This window comes from Senimuribacter intestinalis, assembly GCF_943192965.1.
Lineage (GTDB): Bacteria > Bacillota > Clostridia > Peptostreptococcales > Anaerovoracaceae > Senimuribacter > Senimuribacter intestinalis.
This window is the reverse complement of the sequence record NZ_CALPCF010000032.1, coordinates 1-2,053: the sequence shown is the minus strand read 5'-3', so window position 1 is coordinate 2,053 and position 2,053 is coordinate 1. Positions and strand designations below refer to the sequence as shown.

General features: G+C 41.9%; 3 protein-coding genes. 1 reads left to right on the top strand and 2 read right to left on the bottom strand.

Going from position 1 to position 2,053, the window contains the following annotated elements; translation table 11 throughout:
• A partial coding sequence (locus NFR88_RS14985; RefSeq protein ID WP_251617279.1) for a hypothetical protein occupies positions 1-226 on the top strand: 226 nt, incomplete at its 5' end.
• Positions 227-228: 2 nt separating this feature from the next.
• On the opposite strand, the gene NFR88_RS14980 is transcribed toward NFR88_RS14985, so the two are convergent.
• Positions 229-378: a hypothetical protein gene (locus NFR88_RS14980; RefSeq protein WP_251617277.1), complete on the bottom strand. Its 150-nt coding sequence runs from the start codon at positions 376-378 to the stop codon at positions 229-231.
• A complete protein-coding gene (locus NFR88_RS14975) occupies positions 379-1,572 on the bottom strand; it encodes a pyridoxal phosphate-dependent aminotransferase (RefSeq protein WP_160203179.1) in 1,194 nt (397 codons plus the stop codon). It lies immediately after the preceding gene.
• Positions 1,573-2,053 lie beyond the last annotated feature (481 nt).

The window sequence follows — 2,053 nt, the reverse complement described above, 5'->3', positions numbered from 1 at the left end:
TAGGGGTACTCCTTTCGTTTTACTATATTTTACAAAAGTCTCACTCCTATTACAACTTTATTGTATCAGCTCAAAGGTAGGTATCAGGCAGCAGGTGCGCGCCAGTTTTTCAGAAAATGAATTCAAATATGGCGTTTGGCGAGTGGCTGGCGCCATGTATACAAAAAAACGCTTAGAATATGGCGTTTTCCAGGGAGTGAACGCCAGATATACAAAAAAATCCTGAGATTATGGCGCGCCGGTTTCTCCGCAGCATGAACTGCCACATACCAAATCCCAGCATTTGACCTGAATCCTTTTTCGCTCTAATACTACTTTTACGGCAAAGAGACTGTCTACGCTTGAGACAGTCCCTTTCTCTATTATCTCGATGTACAATTAATCTAAATTGTATTCCTTTGCCAACTCTGCAAATCTAGGCAGGGAATTCATAATCTTTTCGCGGGATACGCAGTATGCCATTCTCACATAGCCTGGGCCTGCAAAAGAACTTCCCGGCACTAACAGAAGATTATGTTTCTTTGCCGCTGCTACAAATTCCTTTTCGTTCTTTACAGGAGACTTCATCCACAGGTAAAATGCACCTTCCGGCTTGGTGCATTCAAATCCCAGCGCAGTCAGGCCGCCGTAGAGCGCTTTTGCATTTTCTTCGTAGTAGGAAACATCGCACTGAGCGTCAACACACCTTGCGATAACCAGCTGCATTAAAGACGGCGCGTTGGTGAAACCGCCCAGACGGTTAGCAACAGTTACAGCCTGAATAAATTCTTCAGCACCGTCGGATTCGTCAGGAATTACAACATAACCGATACGTTCACCTGGAAGTGACAGGGATTTACTGTAGGAATATGCCACAACAGTATTATCGTAGTATTTTGTCATATACGGTACATCTACACCGCCAAATGCCAGTTCTCTGTACGGCTCATCAGAAAGCAGGTAAATTACTGTTCCATATTCTTCCTGCTTTTTCTTTAAAATATCAGCAATGCCCTTTACAATTTCCTCCGGATATACTGCACCTGTTGGATTGTTCGGATTGTTAACGATAACAGCCTTGGTCTTAGGGGTAATTTTGGCTTCAAATTCATCCAGTTTTGGCATAAATCCGCCTTCAGGATTTGGAGAAACTGCAACAGTTACGCCGCCGTAAGTCTTAATATAGTTGCCGTACTCAAGGAAATATGGTGCAAACACGATTACTTCTTCACCCTCATTGAGCATCGTTCTGAGCAAAATATTCAAAGCACTCCCTGCTCCGACAGTCATAATGATATTATTTTCTGTAAAGCTTGTGCCGAAACGCCGGTTCAAATTGCCTGCTACAGCAGCTCTGGTTTCTGGAAAACCTGCATTACTCATATAGCCATGTACATACAGCGGATCATCATTTTGGATAATATCTATGATTGCTTCTTTTACTTCCTCTGGCGCTGGAACGCTAGGGTTACCTACGCTGAAATCAAAAACATTTTCAGGACCAAATTCTTCTGCCATTCGCTTTCCTTCTTCAAACATAGCTCTTACAACAGAGCTTCCTTCTACAAAAGGAACCATTTTCTTTGAAATCATGTTTCTCTACCTGCCTTTCTTCTATCAAAACACTTTTCTTTCTCCTAAAATACTTATATTTTACTCCAAGTTCGTTAGAATTTCAAACAAAATTTCAGATTATTTCAAAACTCTTTCATGCTTTATCGCTGCTATGCGCTGACTTCGCTTTGAGCAAGTTTCCAGTACAGCCTGCTTTACCGAAAATCCGCACTAATCCGCACTTTAGATACGATTCCTTCACGCCATGTTTTAATTCTATTTTTGTATACAAGGCACAGACATATGGGAAAGTGCCATATAACGAGAAGTTTTGAGAAAACCCGGCGTCCATAAAAGAAAAAGTCGCCGGATAGTCAGTAAGTTTCCAGCATCCTGTGTCAAAATGTTAAAAAACTGGCTTTAGGAGCAAACCGTACGCCAGTTTGTTCTGGTCAAGCAAAGTTGTAATAGCAATGTGGCATTTACATAACTTTTGCTGGCGGCAGACCATCGTTGTAGG

Excerpts from the sequence above, each read along its gene's own strand:
- NFR88_RS14975 (WP_160203179.1), bottom strand. The coding sequence starts at position 1,572 with ATGATTTCAAAGAAAATGGTTCCTTTTGTAGAAGGAAGCTCTGTTGTA.